Origin of the sequence: Sphingobium xenophagum NBRC 107872 (assembly GCF_000367345.1) — a bacterium.
Lineage (GTDB): Bacteria > Pseudomonadota > Alphaproteobacteria > Sphingomonadales > Sphingomonadaceae > Sphingobium > Sphingobium xenophagum.
The window spans coordinates 183,786-205,948 of the sequence record NZ_BARE01000001.1 but is presented as its reverse complement, the minus strand read 5'-3'; the positions used below and the strand labels follow the sequence as shown (position 1 = coordinate 205,948).

The following is a 22,163-nucleotide window of genomic DNA, read 5'->3' as shown; positions in this document are numbered from 1 at the left end:
GATGAACGAAATCGCGTCCCCCGGCCAGTTGCGCCTTGCTTATCTGCGCTGGGCGCTGGTGACTGTGCCGGTCATCGTCCTGCTGGGCTTTCTGTCGGGCCAGCTCGCCAATAGCGGCTTTGACAATCGCTGGTTCGACGCGCTGGAAAAACCGGCGCTGATGCCGCCGGGCTGGGCGTTTGGCGTTGCCTGGACCATCCTGTACATCGCCATGGCGCTGGCGCTGGCAATCGTGCTGCATGCACGCGGGGCCAACGGGCGGGGCACCGCCATCGCCCTGTTCGTGGTCCAGTTCGTCCTGAACCTCGCCTGGTCACCGCTATTTTTCCGCGCACATCAGGTCGGCAGCGCGCTGGTGCTGATCCTCGTCCTGATTGTGCTGGTCGCCATCACGACCTGGCTGTTCAGCCGCATCCGCCGTGTCGCGGGCTGGCTGCTGCTGCCCTATCTGGCATGGCTGGCCTTCGCGTCTTTCCTCAATTTTGAGATTAATCGCCTGAACCCGGACGCGGAAACCCTTGTCGCGCCCGCGCTCCAGACCCAGATATGAGTTTTGGCGCGGCTTTCCGCGCCCGTTGAGAGGATGAGCATCATGCAGAGCGAGAACCGCTTTTTCGACGATCTGGCCAAGCTGGTGAACGGCGCAGCCGGGACCGTGGCGGGCATGAGCCGTGAGTTTGAAGCCAATGCGCGCGAGAAGGCGCGGGAATGGATGGGCGGCGCGGACTTTGTGTCGCGTGAGGAATTCGACGCGGTCAAGGCGCTGGCCGCAAGCGCGCGCGAAGAGGTCGAATTGCTCAAGGCGCGCATCGACGCGCTGGAAGGCAAGACCCCTGAACCTGTCAAGAAAAGCGTCAAGGCGACCAAGCCCAAGCCCGGCGAGGTGGACTGATCCTGTCTGTCCTTTCATCCTTCACGGTGTTAAGGCGCGCCGATGATGGACAGTGACGAGTTTGAACATGGCGGCCAGGAAGCCGCGCCGATCGACATGCTGGCGGCGTATTTCGAGGCGCATGGCTGGACCTACGAGCAGGTCGGCGAGGATGAGATCGTCGCCAATACGCAGGGGTCGTGGGCGCAATATGAACTGCGCGGCATCTGGCGTGACGAGGATCAGGTGCTGCAACTGCTGGCGCTGCCGGACATTCGCGTCACCGACGAAAAGCGCGGCACGATCTATGAGGCGCTGGGGCTGATCAACGAACAGCTGTGGCTCGGCCATTTCGAGCTTTGGTCGTCGAGCGGCATCATCCTGTTCCGCCACGGCGCGCTGCTGGGCGTTGGCGGCACGTTGACGCTGGATCAGGCGCAGTTGCTGGTTGAAACCGCGATCGACGAGTGCGAGCGTTTCTATCCGGTGTTCCAGTTCGTGCTGTGGGGCGGCAAAAGCCCGACCGAGGCGATTGCCGCCAGCCTGATCGAAACCCGCGGCGAAGCCTGAGCGCGCGATGACGATCTGCTGGCCCGATCATCTTTTCCTTGTCGGCTGCGGTAATATGGCCGGTCAGATGCTGGCGCGCTGGCTCGACTGCGGGCTTGATCCTGCGCGGGTAACGGTGCTGCGGCCAAGCGGGCGGTCGGTTGCCGATGGCGTGGCAGTCGTGACGACCTACCCCGCCACATTGCCGGCCGGGACGACCATCTTGCTGGGCATGAAGCCCTATCAGATTGCTGATGTCGCCACGGCGCTGGCGCCCTTGTGCGGGGCGGACGTGCGGATCGTCTCCATCCTGGCGGGTACGCCGATCGCCGATTTGCGGGCGCGCTTTCCGGCCGTGCGCGACATGGTGCGGGCGATGCCTAACTTGCCGGTGGGGCTGGGGGAGGGCGTCACGGCGCTGTTTGCCGACGACGGGACATCCGCGCAGGCCAGGGCCGATATTGGCGGACTGATCGAGCCGCTGGGCCTGGCCGAATGGATTGGCGATGAAGCGCTGTTCAATCAGGTGACGGCGCTATCGGGATGCGGCCCTGCCTTTCTGTTCCGCTTCATCGACGCGCTGGCGCGGGCTGGCGAAGCGCTGGGCATTCCCGCCGATCAGGCCGCGCGCATGGCGCTGGCGACGGTGCAGGGTTCGGCCAACATGGCTGCGCGGGCGAGTGACAGTCCCGGCGTGCTGGCCGACCGGGTCGCCAGCCCCGGCGGGATGACGCGCGAGGGAATGAATGTGCTGGACGCCGACGACCGCCTGCTGACCCTGATGACCGACACGCTGGCCGCAGCCCGCGATCGTGGCGAAGCCATGGCGCGCGGGGCTTGAACCTGACCGGAGCCATTATGCTGACCCCCGACACGCCTATCCTGATCCTGACCACTGGCGGCACGATCGACAAAATCTATTTCGATGCGCTGTCCGACTATCAGGTCGGCGAAACCGTCATGGCCCGTTTGCTGGATGTGGCGCGGGTCAAGCGGCCCTTCCGCGTCGAGGAAGTCGTGCGCAAGGACAGTCTGGAACTGGACGATGCCGATCGGGCGTTGATCCGTGCCCGCGTCGCCGCTGCGCCGGAAAGCCATATCGTCATCACCCATGGCACCGACACGATGACCGATACGGCCAAGCTGCTGGCCGATATTCCCGGCAAGACGGTGGTGCTGGTGGGCGCGCTGGCCCCGGCGCGATTTGGCGAGAGCGACGCGAGCTTTAATCTGGGCATGGCCTTTGCCACCGTTCAGGTGGCGGAGCCTGGCATCTACATCACGATGAGCGGGTCCGTGTTCCGGGCCGACGCGGTCGTGAAGGACCGCGCGAAGGGCGCCTTCGTTCCGATCGACCAATAGGTCCGACCCCGCCGGGCGGGAACCTCCCTCAACAGCCGCGCATTATGCGGCCATCTATTGTGTTGAGGAGGAGAGGATCATGGCCGATTATCAGGAGCGTCCGGCAACGACGACGACAGTGATCGAAAAGCGCGGCAGTGGCGGCATGACATTTGCGATCCTGCTGCTGGTCGTCGTGGTGGCGGTCGCCGCCTTCTTCCTGGTCAGCAGCGAGACGAGCAAGGATAATGCCGTGACCAGCGCTGCGACGCAGGTGGGGCAGGCCGCCAGCGATGTCGGCGACGCGGCACAGGATGCAGTTGGCAGCAAGGGCGAATAAGCCCGCATTGCGCTCATAAAAAAGGGGCGCGCCTTGCGAAAGGCGCGCCCCTTTTTTGCGTCAGTGGCTGATGTCAGCCTTCGACCTTGGCATATTTCGGCGCGGCTTCGTTGAGGATCGCGAGGATCTTCTTGAGCGCGGCAGGCTCGTCCGTCTCTTCCATCGCCGCCAGTTCGCGGGCGAGGCGGCTGGACGCAGCCTCGAAAATCTGGCGTTCGGAATAGCTTTGTTCCGGCTGGTCATCGGCGCGGAACAGGTCGCGCGTCACTTCGGCGATCGACACCAGGTCGCCCGAATTGATCTTCGCTTCATATTCCTGCGCGCGGCGCGACCACATGGTACGCTTGACCTTGGGCTTGCCCTTGAGCGTTTCCATCGATTCTTCGAGCGTCTTGTTGGACGAAAGCTTGCGCATGCCCACGCCTTCCGCCTTGTTGGTCGGCACGCGGAGCGTCATGCGCTCTTTTTCGAAGCGGAGCACATAGAGCTCCAGCTCCATACCTGCGATCTGCTCCTTTTGCAGTTCGATCACACGGCCCACGCCATGCTTGGGGTAAACGACATAATCACCAACGTCAAAGGACAGCGCCTTGGCAGCCATTTGGAACCTTTCCAATCAACCGGGGAACGGGGCCGTCGCGGAACATATGCGCTAGGGGCATATGCATGAGGGGTCCACGGCGCCACCGTCAGGACATGAAGCTAATTCTCCAGGGACGGACAGGAGGGTGTCCGACCGTTGGGAAGGTACATAGCAGATTCGTAACAAAATTGCCACCCCCGGACATAATCGCCGGGCGTGGTTGGCAAAAGGAACAAGAAGGCAGCGGCGCGGGGCCGCCCGGATCAGTCGCCTGAGCCGGGTTCGGGAGAGAAATATTTCTCCAGCTTGCCTTCAACACCCTTCATTTCGTCGGCGTCGGCGGGCGCTTCGCCCTTGACCGTGATGTTGGGCCATTCAGCCGAATATTTGGTGTTGAGTTCCAGCCATTTTTCCAGGCCATTCTCGGTATCGGGCAGGATCGCTTCGGCCGGGCATTCCGGCTCGCACACGCCGCAGTCGATACATTCGCTTGGATTGATGACCAGCATATTCTCGCCCTCGTAGAAACAGTCCACGGGGCAGACCTCGACGCAATCCATATATTTGCAGCGGATGCAGTTGTCGGTCACGACATAGGTCATTGTCAGGGCACTCTTGGTTGGAAAAGCGCGGTCCTGCTATGCGCAGGCACGCCCAAGGTCAATGAGGATAATCTTGGCAGCCGACAGCTTGGGCTTCATCCCCCGACCGTCAATTCCTCATAACAGCGCTGCGCTTCCACCGCGGGGCCACGGCGGACCGGCAATTGCGCCACGCGCACCACGCGCACGCCCTGCCCGTGGGGAAAGGTGATGAGGTCGCCCACGCGGATGGCGGCGTGGGCGCGTTCGATGCGGCGGCCATTGACGCGGATATGGCCGTCCTCGGCCAGTTTCTGCGCGCTCGACCGGCTGGGGCACAGGCGGACGAACCACAGATATTTGTCGATGCGCAGCGTGGGGCCATGGCCGCCCACCGCGACCGGATCAGCCATTGCGGCCGAGCAGCGCGGCAAGACCGGCAAAGGCGTTGTTGGCTGGCGCTGCGGGCGCTCTGGCGGGCGTTGCGGCGGCAGGGCGGGGCGCTGGCCTGCCGCCGCGTGGCTTGCCCTCGCGCGCCGGGGCGGGCTGCTGCTGGGGTGCGCGCGCTTTCTGGCGGCCCTTGAATATCCAGTTGGGCTTGCCTTCTTCCGCGCCTTCGACCGGGCGGAAGCCCGCCGCGCGCATCAGCGCCAGGAAGGCGGGTTCGGACAGGCCGAGCGAGACGATCTGCGGACTGGCGACGGTGAAGGCTTCGCCCTTGGCAATGGCTTCATGCGCGGTGCGGGCCATGCGTTCGGCCATGTCGATGCGCAGCATCTGTTCGCCAAAGGTGCGGAAGCCCGCGATCCGCGCGCCCATCTGGTCGAATTTCTCGCCCGCCGGGATCAGGGTAAGGCCGGGCAGGGGCAGCGGCAGGCAGGGCTTGCCGATCCGCGCCGCCAGCAACGCGCCGCGCCAGCGCGCAGCGCCGGGCTTGAGCAGGCCGGGATGATACAGGTCGAGCACGCCAATATCGATGCCTGCCCGGCGCAGCAAATGGCGCTGATCCTTGTCCAGATGGCCCAGCGCCGAATCGAGATCGGTGCGCGGGCTGACCCCGCCAGCGTCGCCCAGTTGCGCAAACACGGCGCGCACCACGGGGGGAACCTGCGGATCGGCGGCGCTTTCGGCCATCTTGACGAGCGGCAGCAGATGCTTCTGCTTTTGCGCATCGACCCAGTTGGTCAGGCGCGCCGATACCTGCTTCTGCACATCCTGATCCAGCGCCAGAATCGCGCGATCCAGCCGGATTTCGGGGGTCAGCAGGGTTGGCCCGGCCAGCAGCGTTGCGACCGGCGTGCCGTTCCACGCGATGCAGGGCGCGTCACCCGCTGCGTCCAGAAGCGCGAAATCCACGTCCGCCGCGCCGATCAATTCGTCTGCCTTCACCCGTAATACCTTTCCAAGGCGCCTTTCCGCCGCAGCCAACAGCAATTTCCTGTCCTGATGGCGCGTAGCGGGATCGACCGAGAATCGGAAGCCGTCAAGTCGTCCTATCGTTTCGCCATCTACACAGACATTGCCGTCGGGCTCCACGATTACGGGCAACTGGTTCACATTTTGGCCGATGTCACGCAACAGAACGGTGGTGCGGCGGTCGACGAAACGCTGCGTCAGCGCGGCGTGCAGCGCGTCGGACAGTTTTTCCTCCAGCGCGCGCGTCCGTTCGGCCATTTCGGCGGGGTGGGCCAGCCAGTCGGCGCGATGGGCGATATAGGCCCATGTCCGCGCCGCCGCGATCCGGCCCGACAGCGTGTCGATATCGCCCTGCACCGAATCGAGCCGGGCGAGTTGCTGGGCGAACCAGTCGCGCGGAATATGGCCGTTTCCTTCCGACAGAAACTGCCAGATGCGATTGACCGTGCGGGCATGATGATCCGCGCCCAGCTTCTGAAAGTCGGGCAGGCCGCACGCATCCCACAGCCGGGCGACCTGTCGCGCGCCGCGCAACCGATCGGTGACTTGCGGGTCGGCGGCCATGCGCTTCAACACGGCAAGGTCGACCGCTTCCGGCGCGGCGCGCAGTTCGGGACGGTCGGGCCGCGTCTCCAGATCGGCGATCAATGTCGCCAGACTGTCGAGCCGGGGTGCGCCGTCGCGCCAGTATAGATGCTCGATGGGCGGAAAGCGGTGCGCTTCTATCGCCTCTATCTCTTCCGGGGTGAAGGCGGCATGGCCATCTTCCCCGCCCAGGCTGCCGAATGTGCCGTCCTTGTGATGGCGGCCCGCGCGCCCGGCGATCTGCGCCATTTCCGCGACGGTCAACCGGCGGCTGCGGCGGCCATCGAACTTGCGCAGCGAGGCGAAGGCGACATGGGCGACATCGAGATTGAGGCCCATGCCGATCGCGTCGGTGGCGACCAGATAATCGACTTCGCCATTGAGGAACATCTGCACCTGCGCGTTGCGGGTGCGGGGGCTGAGCGCGCCCATCACCACCGCCGCACCACCGCGAAAACGGCGCAGCATTTCAGCGACGGCGTAGACTTCCTCGGCCGAGAAGGCGACGATGGCCGATCGTTTGGGCAGGCGGGACAGCTTCTTTGCGCCCGCATAGGACAGGGTGGAAAAACGCGGCCGACCGATAATGTCGACATCGGGGATCAGCGATTTGACCAGCCGCGCGATGCTGGCCGACCCAAGGATCATTGTTTCCTCGCGCCCGCGCGCGCGCAGCAGCCGGTCGGTGAAGATATGGCCGCGTTCCGGGTCCGCGCCGATCTGCGCCTCGTCCAGAGCGACAAAGGCGTAATCGGACTGGCCCTGGGTTGCGGCTCCGGCCTGTCGGCCTATGCCGAGCGGCATGGATTCGGCGGTGCAGAGGAAATAGCGGGCCTGCGGCGGCACGATCTTTTCCTCGCCCGTGATCAGCGCAACCTGGGCCGGTCCCTTGATCGCTACCACCCGGTCATAGACTTCGCGCGCCAGCAATCGCAGCGGAAAGCCCATCATGCCGCTGGAGTGGCCGCACATGCGTTCGACGGCCAGATGGGTCTTGCCGGTATTGGTCGGGCCCAGAACGGCGGTAACGGGCGAACGTGTGAGCTGGACCATGGCCCATTCTGTCGGGCAGGACGGGTTCGGGGGCAAGTGGATTCCGTGGTTCCATGGTCTGCCGCGATCCTGTCGGACCGCTGGCACCGTTCGTCGCATGGATGCGTGTCGCGGCCCCGTCTTAAATTGACTTTAACCTTGGGCGTTCACAACAGTCGCGCTCGACGCACGGCGCGCGGGGCCGTTGCGGACGCAATGAGAAAATGCCCTGGGGGTCGCGGGTTTGTTTCAGGAAAGCCAGTTTGGATCGCAACAGGGCGGCGCGTCCGTGTCGCTGTGGCTGGCCGACTCGATCGCCCGGACGCCGGTAGCCCAGCCGCCACAGGACTGGCGCGCGCGTTTGCGCGAATGGTCGGACGCGGTGGAACTGGTCCCCGATCTTGGCCAGCGCGTTGGCAGCCTGACCTGGTTTCGCGGCCTTGCCACCTGTATCGGCCTGTGCGCCACGGCCATCTATCTGTCGCCCGGTTTTCAGCCCGTGCCCGGCGCGCCCGGCGCGCTGCTTGGCGAAAAGCAGTTCGACGAAGTGCGCAGCCAGATGATTACACCATTGGCGCTGGGTGCGGACAGTGGCCATCGCATGGGATCGACCGATGCGGTCCAGCCGCTGCGCCAGACACCCGAACGCCCCCAGATCGAATTGAATGCCCAGGTCGGCAGCAGCGATACGCTGTCGCGCGCCTTGTCGCGCGCTGGCGTGAGCAGCGGTGACGTCGCGACGATCAACGCGCTGGTCGGCAGCGATGTCGCTGGCGGGGTGAAGCCCGGCACGCGGCTCGACATCATATTGGGCCGCCGCGCCAGTCGCGACCGGCCCCGGCCGCTCGACAGGCTGGCGTTCCGCGCCCGGCTCGACCTGGGGATGGAACTGACGCGCGCAGGTGGCGTGCTGTCGGTCAAGCGCATCCCCATTCGCGTCGACGATACGCCGCTGCGTATTCAGGGCGTGGTTGGCGACAGCATCTATCGCTCGGCCCGCGCAGCCGGTGCGCCGCCCAAGGCGGTGCAGGCTTTCCTGCGGGTGATTGCGGGGCAGGTCGATCTGGGCAGGATCGGGGCGGGGGACCGCTATGACATCGTCACCGCCTATCGCCGCGCCGAAACCGGCGATGTCGAGGTGGGCGATCTTCTCTATGCCGGCCTTCAGCGGGCCAGCGGCAAGTCCATCGACATGCTGCGCTGGACCAAGGATGGCCGCACTGAATGGTTCGAGGCGTCGGGCGTGGGCGAACGGCGCGGCGTGCTGTCATCCCCGGTCGCCGGGCGCATGACGTCGGGCTATGGCATGCGTCGCCATCCGATATTGGGCTATACGCGCATGCACGCGGGCGTCGATTTCGCCGCGCGCTACGGATCGCCCATCTATGCGGTGACGGATGGGGTTGTCGCCTTTGCCGGGCGGCATGGCGGGCATGGCAATTATGTCCGCATCCAGCATGGCGGCGGCCTGGCCAGCGGCTATGCCCATATGAGCCGTATCGCCGCCGCGCCGGGTCAGCAGGTGCGCCGCGGGCAGGTGATCGGCTATGTCGGGTCGACGGGCCTGTCGACCGGACCGCACCTCCATTATGAACTGTATCGCAATGGCGCGACGATCAATCCGCTGTCGGTGAAGTTCACCACAACCGCGCAACTGGCCGGGGCCGAACTGTCCGCATTCCGGGCCAAGCTGGCCCAATATAAGGGGCTGCATGTCGGCGAGCAGGACCGCTTTGCGCAAAAGGCGCTGGGGCCGGTGACGAGCGGGAAATAAGCCGCTTTCCGCGCTGCCCCGGCTTGGGTAGAGGGCGGACATGACCACGCCCATCACCGCCATCCTGCTTGCCGGATCACGCCCCACGCCCGATCCTTTGGCGGTCGCTGCTGGCGTGGCGATCAAGCCGCTCGTCCCGGTCGCGGGCGAACCGATGATCAATCGTCCCGCGCGCGCGTTGCTGGCACATCCGGCAGTGGGGCAGGTTGTCATCCTGACCCAGTCGTCCGCCCCCTTTGCCGCTTATCTAGCGACGGCTTGGCTGACGACACATCCACAGGTCCGGTTCGAGCAGAGCGGGGCGGGCATAGCCTCCTCCCTGCTGGCGCTGCTGGAGCGGGGCGATGTCCCCTTTCCGATCCTGCTCACCACTGCCGATCATGTGCTGCTCGACAGCGCGATGCTCGATCAGTTTGCACAAGAGGCCGCAGGCGCCGACATCGCCGTGGCGATGGTGGAGCGGCGCATATTGCTGGCGCGCTATCCTGGGTCGCGCCGCACATGGCTCAAATTTCGCGATGGCTGGTGGTCGGGCGCCAACATCTTCTGGTTCGGCAGCGACCGGGCGCGGTCCATCATCGCCTTGTGGCAGGAGGTTGAGCAGGATCGCAAGAAGGGGTGGAAGATCGTATCGGCCTTTGGCCCGGTTGCGCTGATCGGCACGCTGCTGCGCCTGTTGACGTTGCGCGGCGGGATTGCGCGGATCGGGCGGCGCTTCGGGCTGACCGCGCGGCTGGTGGCGATGGAGAAGGCCGAAGCCTGTATCGACGCCGACAAGCCGGATGATGTGGTCCTGATCGAACAGATCGTCGCCGCGCGCGGTTAGGCGCGCAATCACCTTGATCCGTTCGTTTCGAGCGAAGTCGAGAAACTTGTGCGCTACGTTTCTCGACTTCGCTCGAAACGAACGGAGGTAGGTTCAATCTGGCGCGACGATGCGCCTAGGCCGCCTTTCGCGCGCCGTCCAGCTTGTCCAGCAGCGCGTCGACATCTTGCGCCGGGATCGGGCGGCTAAACAGATAGCCCTGGATCTGGCCGCATCCTTCGGCGCGCAATATGTCGAGCTGGTCGCTATGCTCCACGCCCTCCGCCGTCGTTTCGATGCCCAGCGCGTCGGCCAGCGTCGTAATCGCGCGGATGATGGCGGTTGCGCCCTGATGTTCCAGCAGATCGACGATGAAGCTGCGGTCGATCTTGAGCTTGTCGAACGGGAAGCTGCGCAGATAGCTGAGCGAGGAATAGCCGGTGCCGAAATCGTCGAGCGCCACGCGCACGCCCAGCGCCCGCAGGCTGTGGAGCGAGGATAGCGTCGCCTCGACATTGTCGATGAACAGGCTTTCGGTGATCTCCAGTTCCAGCCGGTTGGGCGCAAGGCCCGACCGCGCCAGCGCCTGAAGGACGACGGCGGCCAGATTGGGGCTGCGAAACTGGATCGGCGATATGTTGACGGCCACGCGGATATGGTCGGGCCAGGTCGCGGCGATCCGGCAGGCTTCATGCAGCGCCCATTCGCCGATCGGGATGATGAGGCCGGTTTCCTCCGCCAGCGGGATGAAATGGACCGGCGACACCATGCCGCGCGTGGGATGCTGCCAGCGCAGCAGTGCCTCGAACGCTGTCACGCGATTTTGCGACAGGCCGAACAGCGGCTGGAAATGCAGCGCCAGTTCGCCATTGCGCAGCGCGTCGTGCAGGTCGGTTTCCAGCGCGCGGCGGGCCTGCGCCTCTGCATCCATGGCGCTTTCAAAGAAGCGATGGCTGCCCTTGCCCTCGCTCTTGGCCCGGTGCAGCGCCAGTTCGGCATTTTTGAGCAGGCTGGTTGCGTCCGCGCCGTCCTGCGGGCTGAGCGCAATGCCCACGCTGGCGCTGACGATGATGCGATGACCATCTATGTCGAACGGTTCGGCCAGCGCCGCGACGATGGCGCGACCGGCCTGATCGGCTGTCTGGCCCCCGGCGCGCAGCTTGATGGCAAATTCATCGCCTGCCAGCCGGGCGGCAAAGCCGCTGGGGCAGGTCGCCTTCAGTCGTGCGCCGACTTCGCACAACAGGGCGTCGCCAACCGGATGGCCAAGCGATTCGTTGATCGATTTGAAATTGTCGATGTCGATGCAGAACAGCATCAGGTTGCCGCCTTCGGCGCGGGTGAGGCCAAGCGCAACCTGTTCGCGCAGCATCGCCCGGTTGGGCAGGCCGGTCAGCGCGTCGTGAAAGGCCATATGCGCAATCTGCGCCTCGCGCGCCTCGACCGCATCGACCATGCGGTTGAAGCTTTGCGCCAGCCGCCCGATTTCGTCGCGCGTTTCGACCTTCACCTGCGCATGTTCGCCTGCGCTCACCTTGCGGGCGGCGGCTTCCAGCGCGACGATCGGCCGCGACAGGCTGCGCGATGCGGCAAATGCGCCGGCCACGGCCAATACGCCGCCAACCGCGCCGAAACCGAACAAGGCCCACAGTATCGGCGCATAGCCAGCCATCGCGCGGGTCAGGCTATATTCCAGCACCAGCATTTCCGGCGCAGTCTCTATCAGCGTTTCAACGGGCCGGGTCTGCACCAGCATCAGTTCGCCGTTCCGCACGACTTCGCGCAGGCCACCATTGGCCGTGTCCGTCCGGGCGACACGTGCCAGCGGCATGAGTTGCGGATGCAGGTCGATCGAGGACAGTTTCGCCAGCGCCTTCAGGTCGGTCGGGCCCATGTTGCGGGCAAAGACGACCCAGCCGGTCAGTATCGGCGCGCGGACGGGCGCGGCTGCCACGATATGACCCTCGCTGCCCCATCGCACCACGCCCTGCATCCGACCGGCGTCGAGCGCGTCGTAAAGCTGGTCCTGATCGGTACGGCCAAGATGTTGAAGGTCGCCCACCACCGTGCCATCGACCCCGACGAACATTGCATGGTCGAGCTGGAAGCGGCCCTTGAGGCTATGCAGCGCGGATTCGATCGTCGGGGCGTCATTGGTGCCCACCGCCTCGCGAAAGCCGAAATCGCTGGCCAGTACGTCGGCCCCCTGGCTCAGTTGACGCCGTTGCATCGCCGAAATCCGGTCGAACAGGGCGCTGCCGACATTCATCTCATGCCGGATGGCATTTTCGGCATAGCTTTCGATGGCCTGGCGCGTGCCCAAAAGCGTGAGCGTCATTACGGCCAGAAACAGCGCGCCGTAGAACAAGGTCATCCTGATCGTCAGGGTCGACTGTGCCGCGCGCCGCCAGCGCAGCCACCGTCTTTTCAGGCGAAGGGGTAGGCTCATTTGGACGCGCGCAACGCCAATGGCACGGTCTTGCTCACCATGCCGCTCGCCGGAATGGGCAGGTTGATCAGCATTTCATTATCCTTGCCCTTGAGCAACGGGTGCCAGACCGTGACCCGCGCCGTGCCGGTCCCCAGCCCGTTTATCCGCGCCTGTCCGGCGGCATTGCTCTTGGCGGCGAAGGGGGTGTCGACCACCTTGATGAAGCCGCTCATGGCATCATGAATATTGCAGCCCAGCGCCACCGCGCCCGGACTGGTGAAGGTGTAGCTGCGGCTTTCATCCTGTCCGAACAGCTTGATTTCAAACTTGGCCGCCTTGGAGAAGGAATAGACATGATGTCGCACCTTGTCCTTGTTGGGGAATTTGACCGTCGCACCGACGGGTACGATCAGCACATGGGGCGAAAAGGCGATATTCTGCTGCACCATGGTCGTACCCCATGGGAAGCGGATCGGGCCAGCCGGGATGCCGCCGGCGGGACGGACGGTGACGACCGCATCGCTGACCGGGCGGCCAGCGGCATCGACGATCCGAAGATCGATGTCGCCCGCCATGGCCGGGCTGGCGATCAGGGAGAGGGCGGCGAGGAAAAGGCGTGGCGCGTTCATGGTTACTGTTGGTAAAAGCAAACATTGAACAAATGTTTAGTTCGTTATGGACCGCATTTTCACGCTGACGGGACGGGAAACATTATTTTAACCATGATTTGCCTATCTGCCGATGATGACCTGTTTCCGTCCTTTCCTGTGCATCATGCTCGCGCTGGCTGCTTTGTCCCCGCAACAGGGCATGGCCAGACCGATCCGCAATGGTGGCAAATTGCTGCTGACCAATGGCATCAGTTCGCTGGAAGGGGCGTCGGGCGGTGGCCTGACTCCCTGGGCGGTGATCGCCGGCAATGAAACATCGGACGGCTTCGGCATGTCGGCTCATGGCACGCTGGTCGAGGTCAAGGATTATGACTATCAAAGCGCTGGCGTCGCGATCGGCATCCGCGATCGCATCGAGCTGAGCTACACGCATCAGGATTTCAACACGAACGAGATTGGCGCGGCGCTGGGGCTGGGCAAGGATTTCGCCTTTTCGCAGGATATTTTCGGCGCGAAAATCCGGGTTGCGGGCGATCTGGTCTATGACCGGCTGCCAGCCATCGCGGTCGGCGTTCAGTATAAGAATAATAATCAGGGTGCGATCGTCCGGGCGGTGGGGGCCAAAGGGGACGAAGGCGTCGATTATTATGCGTCGGTCAGCAAATTATTCCTCGCGCGCTCCATCCTGCTGTCGGCGACCGCGCGCCTGACCAAGGCGAACCAGATGGGGCTGCTGGGCTTTGGCGGCGGCAAGCAGGGCAATCATACGCTTCAGTTTGAAGGATCGGCCGCCTGGCAATTGTCGCGCCGCATCGCGATCGGCGGGGAATATCGGCGCAAGCCTGACAATCTGAACATCGCGCGGGAAGATGACTGGTTCGACGCCTTTGCCGCCGTCGCCATCAGCCGCAATGTCACCGCGACCATCGCCTATGCCGACCTGGGCTCGATCGCCACGGTGAAGAAGCAGCGCGGCGTGTTTCTCCAGCTTCAGACCGCCTTCTAAAGGACGCATGCCCATGTCCATCATCCTCTCGCTGCTCTTGTTGCAGGCGCCCTATGCTTTGCCGGGGGAGGCCGCCGTGGACCCTTATGTCGCCGACAGTCGCCACGCCGGGGCCGTGCCTTTTACGGGCGACGGCATGGCAAAGGCGTTTGGCGGGCAGGACGGCATCCGCCGCATCGTCGATCGCTTCGTCGCGATCAATTTCGCCGACCCGGTGATTGGCGAGATTTTCGCCAATCATGACAAGGTTCGCCTGAAGCGTACCTTGTTCGAGCAATTCTGTTTCATCCTGAATGCCGGCTGCACCTATAGCGGGCGGGACATGGCCAGCGCGCACAAGGATCTGGGCGTGCAGAAGGCGGACATGAACCGCCTCGTCGAAACGCTCCAGCGCGCGATGAGGGAGGAAGGGATCAGCTTCCAGGCGCAAAACCGCTTTCTCTCCAAACTCGCGCCGATGCGCCATGATGTGATCGAAAAGTAACGTTACGCCTGCGTTCTGGCTGAAACCCTTTCTCCCCGCGTTGGTTTAACTTGTGGAAATCACGCAAGGAGTATTCACATGGGTGAAGTAACCGACAAGTTGAAGGCCGCTGGCAACAAGGCGGCGGGCGCCGTCAAGGAAGGCATCGGCAAGGCGACCGACAATGAGCGCATGGAAGCCGAAGGCAAGGCACAGAAGGCAAAGGGCACGGCTCAGGACGTTTCCGGATCGGTCAAGGGCGCCCTTGGCGACAAAATCTGATTTTGACTTGCTCCCAAGCAGGAGAAAGCCCCGCCCTAATCAGGCGGGGTTTTCTTTATCAGCCAGATAGGCGCGCACGTCCCGGCGCAATTCGCCCGCGCACAGATATAGCGCGATGACATTGGGGATCGCCATCAGGAAGAAGCTGCTGTCGACGATGTCGACGACACGGCCAAGGTCGATCGCTGCTGCGGGCGGCAAAGCGACGATGTAGAGGATTTTATAGGTCCATTGCGCGCGCGGACCATGGCCGAACAGATAGCCCCAGGCCTGCAAGCCGTAAAATCCCCAAGCGACCAGCGTCGAATAAGCAAACAGAAACACCACGACCGCCAGCAGCCAGGGGAACCAGGGCGACACCTGCGCAAAGGCGGCGGAGGTAATCGCAATGCCCTCCAGCCCCATATTCCATGTCCCCGCGACGACCAGCGCCAGACCGCCCAACGCGCACACGATCATGGTGCCGAGTAGGGGTTCAAGCAGCGCGACCAGCCCTTCGGACACCGGGTGGCGCGCCCGCGCCAGGCTGTGCGCCATCACCGCCGATCCGACGCCCGCCTCACTGGCGAACACCGCGCGGCGCATCCCGGCGACGAACGCGCCCACAGCGCCACCTGTCGCCGCCTGGCCATTCCACGCCCCGTCCCAGATCAGCGCCAGCGCGCCGGGGATGGCATCCAGATGCAGGATCAGGATCGCCAGCACGCCAGCCAGATAGACCGCGACCTTGAGGGGGGTCAGCCTTTTGGCGACTTCCCCCAGCCAGGCCGCGCCGCCCAGCGTCACCAGCGCGACTGCCCCGGCCAGAAACACGCCATAGGCCCATCCGTTGGTCAGGCCCGTCACCACCTTCACTTGCGCGAAACTCTGATTGACCTGCACCATCGGTATGGCGCCGAACAGCGCGAAAAAGGCGTAGGCACCGCCCAGCAGCATGCCGATTTTCGGCCATCCGCGCGCAGCGCCGACGGATTTGAGCACATACATCGGCCCGCCATGGACATGGCCAGCATCGTCAAAGATGCGATATTTGAGGCCCAGCGTGACCTCCGCCATTTTCACCGTCATCGCGAACCAGCCGATGATGAACATCCACAATATTGCGCCCGGCCCACCCATGGTCAGCGCCACCGCAACGCCCGCGATATTGCCAAGCCCGATCGTGCCGGACAGCGCCGTGCTGAGCGCTGCCCACTGGCTGACATCGCCCTTTGCCTCGCCCTTGTCCGGCTGGGTCCGCAATATGCGGATCGCGCGGCCGACCTGGGTGATATTGGGAAAGCCCAGCCACAGGGTGAAGAACAACATCGGCAGCGCCAGATACAGCACGATCAGTTCGATCTGCGCGCCCGCCACCGGCACCTTGAAAAACACCGCGCCCGACAGCGCGTCGATAAAGCCATTGAAACTGTCCATCGCGCGGGGATGCCGCGAGGCTGCTGGAAAGTCGATCAAGAAAAACTTGGCTTTCTCTCATCCCGCTCCTCCCGAACGGTTCTGGGGTTGATACCGGGCGTCTCTCCGGTGCATGAGAAACGCATGACCAGACGATATTTCGGCACCGACGGCATACGCGGGCGCACCAACGCATGGCCGATGACGGCGCAACTGGCGATGCAGGTCGGCATGGCGGCGGGCACCCATTTCCAGCGCGGAGACCATCGCCATCGCGTGGTGATCGGCAAGGATACGCGGCTTTCCGGCTATATGGTTGAAAATGCGCTGGTCGCTGGCTTTACCGCCGTGGGCATGGACGTGGTGCAGTTCGGGCCGATCCCGACGCCCGCTGTCGCGATGCTGGCCCATTCGATGCGCGCGGATCTGGGCGTCATGATTTCCGCCAGCCACAATCCCTATTTCGACAATGGCATCAAATTGTTCGGCCCGGACGGCTACAAGTTGTCGGACGAGGATGAATTGAAGATTGAGGCGCTGATCGAGCAGCAGGTGCCGCTGGCCGCGTCCAAGGATATTGGCCGCGCCCGCCGGGTCGAGGATGCGCGTGGCCGCTATATCCATGCGGTCAAATCCAGCTTTCCCGCCGACCTGCGGCTCGATGGCCTGAAAATCGTGATCGATTGCGCCAATGGCGCCGCCTATCAGGTCGCGCCGTCCGCCTTGTGGGAACTGGGCGCGACCGTCGTGGCGGTTGGCGTCAATCCCAATGGCACCAACATCAATGACGGCTGCGGATCGACCGCGCCCCTGCTGTGCCAGGAAACCGTCGTATCGTCGGGCGCGGACATTGGTATCGCGCTGGATGGTGACGCGGACCGGCTGATCGTGGTCGATGAGAAAGGCCAGATCGTCGATGGCGACCAGATCATGGCGCTGATCGCCGCCAATTTCGCGCGCGCGGGCACGCTGCGCGGCGGCGGGCTGGTGGCGACGGTCATGTCCAATCTGGGGCTGGAGCGCTTTTTGACCGGGCAGGGCATTGCCCTCGAACGCACCAGCGTGGGCGACCGCTATGTGCTGGAGCGGATGCGCAGCGGCGGCTTCAATGTCGGCGGGGAGCAGTCGGGCCATATGATCCTGTCCGATTATGCGACCACCGGCGACGGCACGGTCGCGGCGTTGCAGGTGCTGGCTGCACTCGTCCGGTCCGGCAAGCCCGCCAGCGAGACGCTGCACCAGTTCGATCCGGTGCCGCAATTGCTCAAAAATGTTCGCTTTTCCGGGGGCAAGCCGCTGGAGCATGACGATGTCCGGCGCGTCATTGCGCAGGCGCAGGCGGAACTGACCGGCGTTGGCCGGCTGGTCATCCGCCCGTCCGGTACGGAACCTGTGATCCGGGTGATGGCCGAAGGCGATCGCGAGGAACAGGTGCGCGATGTTGTCGACCGTATCTGCGCCGCGGTCGAGAAGGCGGCGGCGTGAGGCCTGTTTCCAACCGTCATCCTGACGAAAGTCAGGATCCAGAGTCTCTCTCGCAGCGCCCGGCGCTCTTGATCCCGGATCAGGTCCGGCATGACGAGGATGGGAGGTGGCTCCATGCTTGAAATGCGCCCCGATTGCGAACGCTGCGGCACGGACCTGCCCGCCGATGCGCCCGGCGCGTTCATCTGCTCGTTCGAATGCAGCTTCTGCGCGCCCTGTGCCGAGGCGCTGGACGATCGCTGCCCCAATTGCGGCGGCGAGCTGATGGACAGGCCGACCCGCACGGGCAAGGCGCTTGCTGGCAATCCCGCGTCCACCGTGCGTTACTTCAAGGGATGAGCATCGCGCGCATTTTGATCATCGCCGGGTCCGACAGTGGCGGCGGCGCGGGCATACAGGCGGATCTGAAGGCCGTGACGATGCTGGGCGGCTTCGCCATGACCGCGATCACCGCGATCACGGCGCAAAATACGCTGGGGGTGCAGGGCGTGCATCCGGTGCCCGCCGACATGGTGCTGGCGCAGATGCGCAGTTGCATCAGCGACATTGGCGTCGATGCGGTGAAGATCGGCATGATTGGCTCGGCGGAAACGGCGATGGCGGTGGCCGATCTGCTGACGGGTTTGCGCGATGTGCCGATCGTCTTTGATCCGGTCATGGTGGCGACCAGCGGGTCGGTGCTGGCCGATGCGGAAACGATCGCGGCGTTCGAGAAACTGATGGCGATCGCCACGCTGGTGACGCCCAATATTCCCGAACTTCTGGCGCTGGGCGGGGAGCGGGTTGCCGCCCGCTTTGGCACGCATGTTTTGGCCAAGGGCGGGCATGGCGTCGGCCCGGTGCTGGTCGACCGGCTGCTTGGTCCCGACGGGCTGGTCACCGACTGGACCGATCCGCGCATCGACACGCCGCACACCCATGGCACCGGCTGCACCCTGGCCAGCGCGATCGCGACCGGGCTGGGGCAGGGGATGGCGCTGCCGGGTGCGATCGCGCGGGCGCGGGCCTATGTGCGCGCGGCGCTGACGATCGCGCCGGGGCTGGGTGGCGGGCATGGGCCGATGGGCGCGCCGCGCGGGTTCGAAGCGCCCTTCCGTGCCTGATTTCGCCTATGAACTGCGCCACCATCCGGGGCTGGTCGCCGGGGTGGATGAAGCGGGCAGGGGGCCGCTCGCCGGGCCGGTGGTCGCGGCGGCGGTGATTTTGCGGGCGGAGGATTGCCCGGAGGGGCTGGACGACAGCAAGGCATTGTCGGCGAGGCGCCGCGCCACGCTGGAGGCGGAGATCAAGGCGCGGGCGCTGTGCTGGGGGCTGGGCGTCGCCAGTGTCGAGGAGATCGACCGGATCAACATATTATGGGCGACGATGCTGGCCATGACCCGCGCGGTCGATGCGCTGGGGCGCGATTGCCAGCATGTCCTGGTCGATGGCAACCGCGTGCCCGACTGGCGCTGGCCGGCCACCCCGGTCGTGGGCGGCGACGCGCGATGCCTGTCGATCGCCGCGGCCTCCATATTGGCCAAGGAAGCGCGGGACCGGATGATGCGAGAGGCGGCCGTCATCCATCCCCATTATGGCTGGGAAAGCAACAAGGGCTATGGCAGCGCGCAGCATCTCGCCGCGCTGCGCACCCATGGGCCAACGCCGCTGCACCGGCGCAGCTTTGCCCCCGTGGCGCAGATGCTGCTGATTTAAGGGCATTGTCCCACACAAGCTCCGTTCGTTTCGAGCCCAGAGCGTCTGCCGCAGGCGGGCAGTCGAAGGACTCGAAACGACCGGGGAACGCCGTTCTCTCCCCTGTCCCAAGTCGGGACCAATGCGGCAAAGCGCAGCGTCCCCCTCTGGCGCGACGCTGGCATATGGTTAAGAAAGGCTTATGCTTTTCGCCCGGTTGTTCGTCCTGTCATGCTGTCTGATCCTGGGCATGCCGTCCGCGCGGGCGGAACTGGCCGACCTGCCGCTGGCGCCGGGGGCGTATCGTTGGGCCGATGATGCCGCCGCCAGTGGGCCGCTCTACCTGATCATCAGCTTGGAACGGCAGCGCGTCCATGTCTATCGCGGCGACCGGCTGATCGGCGCGGCCAGCGTGTCCACGGGAACGAAGGGCCACCGCACCCCCACCGGCAGCTTCCCCATCCTGCAAAAGCGCCAGTGGCACCGCTCCAACCTCTACAGCAATGCGCCCATGCCCTTCATGCAGCGGCTGACCTGGGACGGCATAGCGCTCCATGCCGGGCATAATCCCGGCTACCCCGCCAGCCATGGCTGCATCCGTCTGCCCTATGCCTTCGCCCGGCAACTCTTCGCCCTGACACAGATCGGCACGCTGACGCAGGTGACCACCAACCGTCTGAACGCCGCGATCCTGCTCGACCCGCTGGTGCTGGGCGACAAGGGGAGCAGCGTGGTGACGTTCGGGATGGAGGGCGGCATGGGCGGAGGGGATATGCGGACGGGCGCGGCGACGCGGGTGCCGTTGCTGGAGATCGACCCGGATATATTCGGGGTCTGGGGTCGGCGGTGAGGGGGCGGGGATTGGCCGATTGCAGAATGTCAGCTCCCTGGTGGGAAGGAGGCGATAGCTGCCGGTCCTGTTTGGGGCAGGCGACACGATCATGGGCGGAAATGGCTGCCTGTCGCCCATCGGCCAAGGTGCGACTTCTGTCCCTATCGATTCGAGCATGCCAACGTCAGCCCAACGATTCAAGCGTGACCGCGCGTTCGATCCTGCTATGGCCGAGCGCGGGCAGTGTTCAATCATGGCGTGGCCCAAGTAGGAGAAGATGCATGCTTTTTCACACGATGGTGGGGTCGAACGACATCGACCGGGCGAAGCGCTTTTACGACACGGTGCTTGGTACCCTCGGAGTTGGGGAGGCGACGATCAACGTGGCCGACAGTGGCCACACGCGCCTGATCTACAACAGCGGGAATGGGGCCAATTTCATTGTCACCCAGCCGATCAATGACGAACCGGCAACTGTCGCGAACGGCAGCACCATTGCTTTTTCATGCAATTCGTCAGAGCAGGTGAAGCAGTTTCATGATGCTGCAGTTGCCAATGGTGGCATGTCGATCGAGGTAGCGCCCGGTCCTCGCGAAACAGCGTCTATGGGTACGATCGTACTCGCGTACTTCCGCGATCCAGATGGAAACAAGCTATGCGGCATCCACTTCCCCAAATGACGCTGCTTGGCATCGTTTAGCCTGATTCAGCTGCCCGCCAATGATTTGGTGGGGCAGCTGGTCGCTCTCTTCCCGTTCCATTTTGGCCGATAGCGGAATGTCGGGTTCGGAGCAGGGGCGGCGCATAGCTGTCGTTCGTGTCGCTTCATCCCGGCCAGACTCGATCGTTTATATCATTCGGTGAAAGTCGATTCCTCACCGAAGTTACCAATCGCTTAAATCGGTCTATATCGAGCAAAGGGCGTCGCCGTTGCTACTTTAACCTTCGGGCACTAGCATCGAGGAAGATTCGAGAGAAGCTAGGGAAAACAGTGCCAGCACTTAGGGTATTTGTATCGTCAACGTGCATCGATTTGGGGTCGCATCGGGAACAGATCAGAGCGTTGTTGATACGTATGGGCTACGATCCAGTGATGAGCGATTATTCTGACGTTCTTTACGATCCCGCCAAGCACACCCATTCCAGTTGCATCGCGGAAGTTCAGAACGCTGACATGGTAGTACTCCTGATCGGTTCGCGCTTCGGCGGGACCGCTGTGCCCGAGGCACTCTCCGAGCTCGATGCCGGGAACGTCTCATCCAAACTGACAGGAGATGGATCGGCAAGCGACGGAGTGAAATACTCGATCACTCAGCTTGAAGCCCTTCGCGCTATGGACCTCGGCATCCCCATCTTTACGTTCGTGGACGCGAAAGTCTACGCCGACCATCATACCTACACAAAAAACAAAGACGAGGATTTCGCCGACAGGATTTCCTACGCTTCGATACAGAAACCGGAGACGTCGAAGTATATCTTCGAGTTCATAACGTTCCTCACTCACTTGTCATCCAACAATGCTTTGACGCCCTATAGCAATTATGGTGAGATCGAAGCCCATCTGGTCAAGCAGTGGTCCGGGCTGTTTCAAATGCTGCTAAGGGATTCTCGGGCAAAAAAGTCGGAGGGACGGAGGGCAGATGCGATCATTGAGCAGATCCAAGATCTGAAGGCCGCTATGTTGCAAACAATTAGCGCTGGCACCGTTCGAGATGCGGCGCGCGCTGTCATCAAGTATAGGCGCGTTGTCGACTTCGTCATCGCTATGCGTCACTATACTCAATCGCTGGATATCGCCGACTACCGAGGATCGTTTAATGATCTTCTGGCCGATTTCGGAGTTACAGAGGTGGTCCAAGCGGTTGAAGGCGGTGGCAGCGGATTTCCCAGGACCGTGCTCATCCTAAATGACGACACGTATCTTCGCGTCCGCGTTCCGGACCGGCGTTTTGAGGCGTTCGCGGTCGAGTGGGCTGAATTTTCGCAGTTGGAGAAGGAGACTAAGGTTGCGGTACTGCAAGGCGTATCCGACGTCGGCGTTACAACGCTAAGCATCGTTCAGCATTACAATCGGCCATTCCAACCTGAACAGGCTCGGACGGATGCA

The 22,163-nt window shown here is 63.7% G+C and carries 24 protein-coding genes and 1 pseudogene; 18 read left to right on the top strand and 7 right to left on the bottom strand.

All coding sequences use genetic code 11. From position 1 onward, the window contains the following. Window position 1: 1 nt before the first annotated feature. From SX1_RS01085 to SX1_RS01060, 6 genes are all read left to right on the top strand, one after another. Window positions 2-550 carry a TspO/MBR family protein gene (locus SX1_RS01085; protein WP_019051556.1) on the top strand — a complete coding sequence of 183 codons (549 nt, stop codon included), beginning with the start codon at window positions 2-4 and terminating at the stop codon, window positions 548-550. A gap of 42 nt (window positions 551-592) precedes the next feature. Further along, complete coding sequence (locus SX1_RS01080) at window positions 593-892, top strand: accessory factor UbiK family protein (RefSeq protein ID WP_026149389.1); 300 nt, start codon at window positions 593-595, stop codon at window positions 890-892. A gap of 42 nt (window positions 893-934) precedes the next feature. Next, a complete protein-coding gene (locus tag SX1_RS01075; RefSeq protein WP_017182190.1) occupies window positions 935-1,441 on the top strand; it encodes a type III secretion system chaperone family protein in 507 nt (168 codons plus the stop codon). A 7-nt stretch (window positions 1,442-1,448) separates the two neighbouring features. Next, on the top strand, window positions 1,449-2,261 hold the full coding sequence (locus SX1_RS01070) for a pyrroline-5-carboxylate reductase family protein (RefSeq protein WP_019051554.1): 813 nt from the start codon (window positions 1,449-1,451) through the stop codon (window positions 2,259-2,261). A 17-nt stretch (window positions 2,262-2,278) separates the two neighbouring features. Beyond that, window positions 2,279-2,782 (top strand): asparaginase domain-containing protein, encoded by a 504-nt coding sequence (locus SX1_RS01065; protein WP_019051553.1) that lies wholly within the window; start codon window positions 2,279-2,281, stop codon window positions 2,780-2,782. A gap of 79 nt (window positions 2,783-2,861) precedes the next feature. Further along, a complete protein-coding gene (locus SX1_RS01060; protein ID WP_019051552.1) occupies window positions 2,862-3,101 on the top strand; it encodes a hypothetical protein in 240 nt (79 codons plus the stop codon). Between the two features lie 73 nt (window positions 3,102-3,174). Here the strand turns inward: SX1_RS01060 and SX1_RS01055 are convergent, their stop codons facing one another. The 4 genes from SX1_RS01055 to SX1_RS01040 form a co-directional block, all read right to left on the bottom strand. Continuing rightward, window positions 3,175-3,702: a CarD family transcriptional regulator gene (locus tag SX1_RS01055; RefSeq protein ID WP_017182186.1), complete on the bottom strand. Its 528-nt coding sequence runs from the start codon at window positions 3,700-3,702 to the stop codon at window positions 3,175-3,177. 245 nt (window positions 3,703-3,947) lie between these two features. Then, window positions 3,948-4,286 (bottom strand): ferredoxin FdxA, encoded by a 339-nt coding sequence (fdxA, locus tag SX1_RS01050; RefSeq protein WP_006963738.1) that lies wholly within the window; start codon window positions 4,284-4,286, stop codon window positions 3,948-3,950. A gap of 95 nt (window positions 4,287-4,381) precedes the next feature. Continuing rightward, window positions 4,382-4,678, bottom strand: coding sequence for an RNA-binding S4 domain-containing protein (locus tag SX1_RS01045; protein ID WP_017182185.1), 297 nt, complete (start codon window positions 4,676-4,678; stop codon window positions 4,382-4,384). After that, the gene (locus SX1_RS01040; protein WP_019051551.1) at window positions 4,671-7,319 is read right to left on the bottom strand and encodes a helicase-related protein; all 2,649 of its coding nucleotides are present in this window, start codon (window positions 7,317-7,319) and stop codon (window positions 4,671-4,673) included. Before SX1_RS01040 ends, SX1_RS01045 begins: the two co-directional genes overlap by 8 nt. Window positions 7,320-7,542: 223 nt before the next feature. On the opposite strand from SX1_RS01040, the gene SX1_RS01035 reads away from it, so the two are divergent. Further along, a complete protein-coding gene (locus tag SX1_RS01035) occupies window positions 7,543-9,072 on the top strand; it encodes a M23 family metallopeptidase (RefSeq protein WP_019051550.1) in 1,530 nt (509 codons plus the stop codon). Between the two features lie 40 nt (window positions 9,073-9,112). After that, entirely contained in the window at window positions 9,113-9,898 is a 786-nt protein-coding gene (locus SX1_RS01030) for a nucleotidyltransferase family protein (RefSeq protein ID WP_019051549.1), read from the top strand. A gap of 115 nt (window positions 9,899-10,013) precedes the next feature. Here the strand turns inward: SX1_RS01030 and SX1_RS01025 are convergent, their stop codons facing one another. Together SX1_RS01025 and SX1_RS01020 are read right to left on the bottom strand one after the other, a co-directional pair. After that, a complete protein-coding gene (locus SX1_RS01025; RefSeq protein WP_019051548.1) occupies window positions 10,014-12,326 on the bottom strand; it encodes a putative bifunctional diguanylate cyclase/phosphodiesterase in 2,313 nt (770 codons plus the stop codon). After that, window positions 12,323-12,937 (bottom strand): cupredoxin domain-containing protein, encoded by a 615-nt coding sequence (locus tag SX1_RS01020; RefSeq protein WP_019051547.1) that lies wholly within the window; start codon window positions 12,935-12,937, stop codon window positions 12,323-12,325. The genes SX1_RS01025 and SX1_RS01020 overlap by 4 nt, the downstream gene beginning before the upstream one ends. 112 nt (window positions 12,938-13,049) lie before the next feature. Here SX1_RS01020 and SX1_RS01015 point away from each other — a divergent pair, with 112 nt between their 5' ends. The 3 genes from SX1_RS01015 (at window position 13,050) to SX1_RS01005 (ending at window position 14,670) form a co-directional block, all read left to right on the top strand. After that, on the top strand, window positions 13,050-13,925 hold the full coding sequence (locus tag SX1_RS01015) for a DUF3034 family protein (protein WP_019051546.1): 876 nt from the start codon (window positions 13,050-13,052) through the stop codon (window positions 13,923-13,925). A gap of 7 nt (window positions 13,926-13,932) precedes the next feature. Next, window positions 13,933-14,409, top strand: coding sequence for a group I truncated hemoglobin (locus SX1_RS01010; RefSeq protein ID WP_019051545.1), 477 nt, complete (start codon window positions 13,933-13,935; stop codon window positions 14,407-14,409). A gap of 78 nt (window positions 14,410-14,487) precedes the next feature. Beyond that, on the top strand, window positions 14,488-14,670 hold the full coding sequence (locus tag SX1_RS01005) for a CsbD family protein (protein ID WP_017182177.1): 183 nt from the start codon (window positions 14,488-14,490) through the stop codon (window positions 14,668-14,670). A gap of 39 nt (window positions 14,671-14,709) precedes the next feature. On the opposite strand, the gene SX1_RS01000 is transcribed toward SX1_RS01005, so the two are convergent. Next, window positions 14,710-16,086, bottom strand: coding sequence for an alanine/glycine:cation symporter family protein (locus SX1_RS01000; protein ID WP_019051544.1), 1,377 nt, complete (start codon window positions 16,084-16,086; stop codon window positions 14,710-14,712). Window positions 16,087-16,209: 123 nt separating this feature from the next. Here SX1_RS01000 and glmM point away from each other — a divergent pair, with 123 nt between their 5' ends. From glmM to SX1_RS25135, 7 genes and pseudogenes are all read left to right on the top strand, one after another. Further along, window positions 16,210-17,550 (top strand): phosphoglucosamine mutase, encoded by a 1,341-nt coding sequence (gene glmM / locus SX1_RS00995; RefSeq protein WP_017182175.1) that lies wholly within the window; start codon window positions 16,210-16,212, stop codon window positions 17,548-17,550. 114 nt (window positions 17,551-17,664) lie between these two features. Continuing rightward, the gene (locus SX1_RS00990; protein WP_017182174.1) at window positions 17,665-17,889 is read left to right on the top strand and encodes a DUF1272 domain-containing protein; all 225 of its coding nucleotides are present in this window, start codon (window positions 17,665-17,667) and stop codon (window positions 17,887-17,889) included. Beyond that, window positions 17,886-18,653 (top strand): bifunctional hydroxymethylpyrimidine kinase/phosphomethylpyrimidine kinase, encoded by a 768-nt coding sequence (thiD, locus tag SX1_RS00985; RefSeq protein ID WP_017182173.1) that lies wholly within the window; start codon window positions 17,886-17,888, stop codon window positions 18,651-18,653. The genes SX1_RS00990 and thiD overlap by 4 nt, the downstream gene beginning before the upstream one ends. Continuing rightward, window positions 18,646-19,245, top strand: coding sequence for a ribonuclease HII (gene rnhB / locus SX1_RS00980; RefSeq protein WP_026149388.1), 600 nt, complete (start codon window positions 18,646-18,648; stop codon window positions 19,243-19,245). Before thiD ends, rnhB begins: the two co-directional genes overlap by 8 nt. Before the next feature lie 181 nt (window positions 19,246-19,426). Beyond that, window positions 19,427-20,074 carry a L,D-transpeptidase family protein gene (locus SX1_RS00975; RefSeq protein ID WP_019051542.1) on the top strand — a complete coding sequence of 216 codons (648 nt, stop codon included), beginning with the start codon at window positions 19,427-19,429 and terminating at the stop codon, window positions 20,072-20,074. Between the two features lie 263 nt (window positions 20,075-20,337). Next, entirely contained in the window at window positions 20,338-20,736 is a 399-nt protein-coding gene (locus SX1_RS00970; RefSeq protein ID WP_019051541.1) for a VOC family protein, read from the top strand. Window positions 20,737-20,873: 137 nt separating this feature from the next. After that, window positions 20,874-22,127, top strand: a pseudogene (locus SX1_RS25135) (DUF4062 domain-containing protein); the annotation flags it as partial. Between the last annotated feature and the right edge of the window lie 36 nt (window positions 22,128-22,163).

What these genes read in the sequence shown, in the direction of transcription:
- SX1_RS01005 (WP_017182177.1), top strand. Translation starts at nt 14,488, where the DNA reads ATGGGTGAAGTAACCGACAAGTTGAAGGCCGCTGGCAACAAGGCGGCG.
- SX1_RS01010 (WP_019051545.1), top strand. Translation starts at nt 13,933, where the DNA reads ATGCCCATGTCCATCATCCTCTCGCTGCTCTTGTTGCAGGCGCCCTAT.
- SX1_RS01025 (WP_019051548.1), bottom strand. Translation starts at nt 12,326, where the DNA reads ATGAGCCTACCCCTTCGCCTGAAAAGACGGTGGCTGCGCTGGCGGCGC.
- SX1_RS01065 (WP_019051553.1), top strand. Translation starts at nt 2,279, where the DNA reads ATGCTGACCCCCGACACGCCTATCCTGATCCTGACCACTGGCGGCACG.
- glmM (WP_017182175.1), top strand. Translation starts at nt 16,210, where the DNA reads ATGACCAGACGATATTTCGGCACCGACGGCATACGCGGGCGCACCAAC.
- SX1_RS01045 (WP_017182185.1), bottom strand. Translation starts at nt 4,678, where the DNA reads ATGGCTGATCCGGTCGCGGTGGGCGGCCATGGCCCCACGCTGCGCATC.
- fdxA (WP_006963738.1), bottom strand. Translation starts at nt 4,286, where the DNA reads ATGACCTATGTCGTGACCGACAACTGCATCCGCTGCAAATATATGGAT.
- SX1_RS01060 (WP_019051552.1), top strand. Translation starts at nt 2,862, where the DNA reads ATGGCCGATTATCAGGAGCGTCCGGCAACGACGACGACAGTGATCGAA.
- SX1_RS01075 (WP_017182190.1), top strand. Translation starts at nt 935, where the DNA reads ATGATGGACAGTGACGAGTTTGAACATGGCGGCCAGGAAGCCGCGCCG.
- SX1_RS00990 (WP_017182174.1), top strand. Translation starts at nt 17,665, where the DNA reads ATGCTTGAAATGCGCCCCGATTGCGAACGCTGCGGCACGGACCTGCCC.
- SX1_RS01055 (WP_017182186.1), bottom strand. Translation starts at nt 3,702, where the DNA reads ATGGCTGCCAAGGCGCTGTCCTTTGACGTTGGTGATTATGTCGTTTAC.
- SX1_RS00975 (WP_019051542.1), top strand. Translation starts at nt 19,427, where the DNA reads ATGCTTTTCGCCCGGTTGTTCGTCCTGTCATGCTGTCTGATCCTGGGC.
- SX1_RS00970 (WP_019051541.1), top strand. Translation starts at nt 20,338, where the DNA reads ATGCTTTTTCACACGATGGTGGGGTCGAACGACATCGACCGGGCGAAG.
- SX1_RS01020 (WP_019051547.1), bottom strand. Translation starts at nt 12,937, where the DNA reads ATGAACGCGCCACGCCTTTTCCTCGCCGCCCTCTCCCTGATCGCCAGC.
- thiD (WP_017182173.1), top strand. Translation starts at nt 17,886, where the DNA reads ATGAGCATCGCGCGCATTTTGATCATCGCCGGGTCCGACAGTGGCGGC.
- SX1_RS01080 (WP_026149389.1), top strand. Translation starts at nt 593, where the DNA reads ATGCAGAGCGAGAACCGCTTTTTCGACGATCTGGCCAAGCTGGTGAAC.
- SX1_RS01000 (WP_019051544.1), bottom strand. Translation starts at nt 16,086, where the DNA reads ATGGACAGTTTCAATGGCTTTATCGACGCGCTGTCGGGCGCGGTGTTT.
- SX1_RS01040 (WP_019051551.1), bottom strand. Translation starts at nt 7,319, where the DNA reads ATGGTCCAGCTCACACGTTCGCCCGTTACCGCCGTTCTGGGCCCGACC.
- SX1_RS01070 (WP_019051554.1), top strand. Translation starts at nt 1,449, where the DNA reads ATGACGATCTGCTGGCCCGATCATCTTTTCCTTGTCGGCTGCGGTAAT.
- SX1_RS01030 (WP_019051549.1), top strand. Translation starts at nt 9,113, where the DNA reads ATGACCACGCCCATCACCGCCATCCTGCTTGCCGGATCACGCCCCACG.
- SX1_RS01015 (WP_019051546.1), top strand. Translation starts at nt 13,050, where the DNA reads ATGATGACCTGTTTCCGTCCTTTCCTGTGCATCATGCTCGCGCTGGCT.
- SX1_RS01085 (WP_019051556.1), top strand. Translation starts at nt 2, where the DNA reads ATGAACGAAATCGCGTCCCCCGGCCAGTTGCGCCTTGCTTATCTGCGC.